At 62.4% G+C, this 3,130-nt stretch carries 4 protein-coding genes; all 4 read left to right on the forward strand.

Features of this window, described 5'->3' with window-relative positions; all coding sequences use genetic code 11:
• A partial coding sequence (locus NUW23_15690) for an aminopeptidase P family protein (protein ID MCR4427598.1) occupies positions 1 to 856 on the forward strand: 856 nt, incomplete at its 5' end.
• A gap of 18 nt (positions 857 to 874) precedes the next feature.
• The gene (efp, locus tag NUW23_15695; GenBank protein ID MCR4427599.1) at positions 875 to 1,432 is read left to right on the forward strand and encodes an elongation factor P; all 558 of its coding nucleotides are present in this window, start codon (positions 875 to 877) and stop codon (positions 1,430 to 1,432) included.
• A gap of 199 nt (positions 1,433 to 1,631) precedes the next feature.
• Positions 1,632 to 2,705 (forward strand): stage III sporulation protein AA, encoded by a 1,074-nt coding sequence (gene spoIIIAA / locus NUW23_15700; protein ID MCR4427600.1) that lies wholly within the window; start codon positions 1,632 to 1,634, stop codon positions 2,703 to 2,705.
• A gap of 23 nt (positions 2,706 to 2,728) precedes the next feature.
• On the forward strand, positions 2,729 to 3,130 hold a 402-nt coding region (locus tag NUW23_15705), incomplete at its 3' end, for a stage III sporulation protein AB (GenBank protein MCR4427601.1).

The raw sequence follows: 3,130 nt of genomic DNA on the forward strand, positions 1-3,130 counted from the left end.
GATGCACGGGACGCCCATGACAGACACCCTTGGCAAAGTCGTGTCTGAGATGGGCATAACGAAGCTCGGCTTCGAGTCGGAGCACATGACCTATGATCACCTCCACGAGATCGGAGCAGCTCTCGCAGGGGTGGAGCTCGTACCGACCAAGCGAGCGGTGGAGTCGCTTCGGATCGCAAAGTCCGAGGACGAGGTGAGCCTGATTGCCGAGGCGTGCAAGCTCACAGACGAGGCCTTCGAGCACATCCTGGGGTTCATCAAGCCGGGAGTGACCGAAAACGAAGTCGCGAACGAGCTCCTGACCTTCATGATAAAGGTGGGCATGCGGCCGAGTTTCGACTTCATTGTGGCTTCTGGCGCGCGGGGCGCGATGCCTCACGGCGTCGCCTCCGACAAGGTGATAGCCGAAGGTGACTTGGTCACGCTGGATTTCGGGGGGTTTCATCGCCGGTACACTTCTGACATGACACGAACCGTTGTGGTGGGAAAGCCCTCAGGCGAACAGCGCGCAGTATATGACCTGGTGCTCGAAGCGCAACTCGCTGGGGTTGCTGCCGCGCGGGCGGGCATGAAATGCAGCGATGTGGACCAGGTGTCGAGGGCAATAATACAGAGGGCGGGGCATGGTGACCGGTTCGGCCATGGGCTCGGGCACGGGGTCGGACTGGAGATACACGAGGCGCCAAGGCTTGCCCAATCAGAGTCGACTGTGCTCGAACCGGGCATGGTGGTGAGTGTGGAGCCGGGAGTCTACATACCGGGCTGGGGCGGAGTGAGAATCGAAGACCTCGTGGTGATAACAGACGGGGATGCGAGGGTACTGACCAGTACCACAAAGGATCTCATACAGGTGTAATCGGGGGGTCGTAGTCTTATGATATCAACCAACGATTTCAGGACCGGTCAGACCATAGAGTGGGATGGGAGCGTCTGGGTGGTGGTAGACTTCCAACACGTCAAGCCGGGCAAAGGTGCGGCGTTCGTGCGGGCGCGGCTCAAGAACGTGATCACCGGGAACGTCATCGAGACCACCTTCCGGGCAGGCGAGAAACTCCCCAAAGCGCAGATAGACTACAGGGACATGCAGTTCCTGTACGAGTCGGGAGGGGAGTACTTCTTCATGGACCAGACCTCCTTCGAGCAGATCTCCCTCTCCCAGGAGGTCCTTGGGGACTCCATCAAGTATCTCAAGGAGAACATGGTCATCGGTGTTCAGTTCTACAACGGAGCCCCCATCGGAGTGGAGCTTCCGAACTTCGTGGAACTGGTCATAATTGAGACCGACCCGGGGCTGCGCGGCGATACTGCGTCCGGCGGCACGAAACCTGCCAAGCTCGAAACCGGGGCGGTGGTACAGGTTCCTCTCTTCGTCCAGCAGGGCGACAAGATTCGCGTCGACACCAGGACCCACCAGTACCTGGAGCGCGTCTAGGTTCGCCCCCCCTCGGCGGCAGGCGCGCTCACGCCGACGCCGGTTGGTCTGCTGGGTCAGGTCCGGGTGAGGGACAGAATAGTGCACGCGGCGGCTGCTTTCCATTGCCGCCGCTTTTCGCTTGTACCTGGAATAATCTCAGTCGGCCACCATATGATTATGTAGTCACCTTCGGTCCAAGCCCGGGAGGCCACGCGCTGTGAGGAAACGTGGGGGCGACCCCCTGTTGGACGAGATATGCCCGGCCCTTCCCCCGAAAGTCAGACAGGCGGTGAAGCATGCACGTCCGGAGGTCAGGACGAGCCTGACAGAGTTGAGGCTGAGACGCGGACGGCCTGTAATGGGCGTCACAGCGGACTACGATTTCTTCCTCGGCCCCGAGGGACAGCCCGTCCGTCCCGGCGTCGCAGGGAGCGGCCCTGACCCTGTCGTCACAGACGACGATGAATGGGAACGCGCGGTGCAGCTTGTCACGGAGAGCTCCATCTATGCCCTGGAAGAGGAGCTTCGCAACGGGTATGTCACCCTCCCGGGCGGCCATAGAGTCGGACTCGTCGGCCGGACGGTCCTGGAAGGGGGACGCATTCGGACTCAGCGCGACCTTTCGGGGATGAACTTCCGGATAGCGCGGCAGGTGATTGGGGCCGCGGACCCGCTGATGCCATACCTGGTAGACCGGACCACCCGCAGGCCCAGAAGTCTCCTTGTGGTCTCCTCTCCGGCCCTCGGCAAAACCACCCTCCTCAGAGACATCGCCCGCCAACTGAGCTCGGGAGTGCCGGCGATGGGAGGACGCGGGTGGAAGGTGGGGGTGGTGGACGAGAGGTCAGAGATTGCCGCTTGCTGCGATGGGGTTCCCCAGAACGATGTGGGGCCGCGGTCCGATGTTCTCGACGCGTGCCCGAAAGCCGAGGGGATGGCCATTATGGTGAGGTCCATGTCACCCGAGGTAATAGTCACAGATGAGATCGGGATCGCCGACGACGCGAGAGCGATCGAAGAAGCACGAAGGAGCGGAGTTGCAGTAATTGCATCCGCGCACGCCCGTGACCTCGAGGACGCCGCTGCCCGGCCCGTGCTGCGGGACATCATGGCTTCTGGCGTGTTCGACATCGTGGCAGTGTTGGGCCGCAGTCTCGGCCTTGGAACCATAGAATCTGTCCTGTGCGGGCTTACCGGGGCACGGTTGTCGCCGGGGCCGTTCAGGTTCGGGGGAGATGCCAGCGGGGGAGGTGAGGTCAGCTGGAGATTCCGATCAAGCTCGCTGGGGTAATCCTGACAGTAGGATCGATGGGCATGGGCGGCCTCGCCGTCGCCAGGTGCTACAGGCTTCGCCATGAGGAACTCAGAACGTGGGTTACTGCTCTCGCTGCCCTCAGGACCGAAGTCTCTTTCGGTCGGACGCGCCTTCCAGCCGCTATGAGAAGAGCGGGGCGCGCCGCCGGAGGGGCATGTGAGACTGTGCTCACCCGGGCCGCCGACGGGCTGGAACGCGGGGGTGACGGGCGGACTCCCCGGGAATGTCTGAGCGATGCTCTTCGCACAATGGCGAAAGGCGGCGGCCAAGCAACTCACCTGTGGGACGAGGACATCGACATTCTGCTCGCATTGGGAGAGGCGCTCGGGTCGTCCGGCCCGGACGACCAGGTTCGCCACATAATGCTTGCCTCTTGGTGCGCCATCCGCTCTGAGGCAAGC

The sequence above is a fragment of the Bacillota bacterium genome, from assembly GCA_024655925.1.
In the GTDB taxonomy this organism is placed as follows: Bacteria; Bacillota; DTU025; order DTU025; family JANLFS01; genus JANLFS01.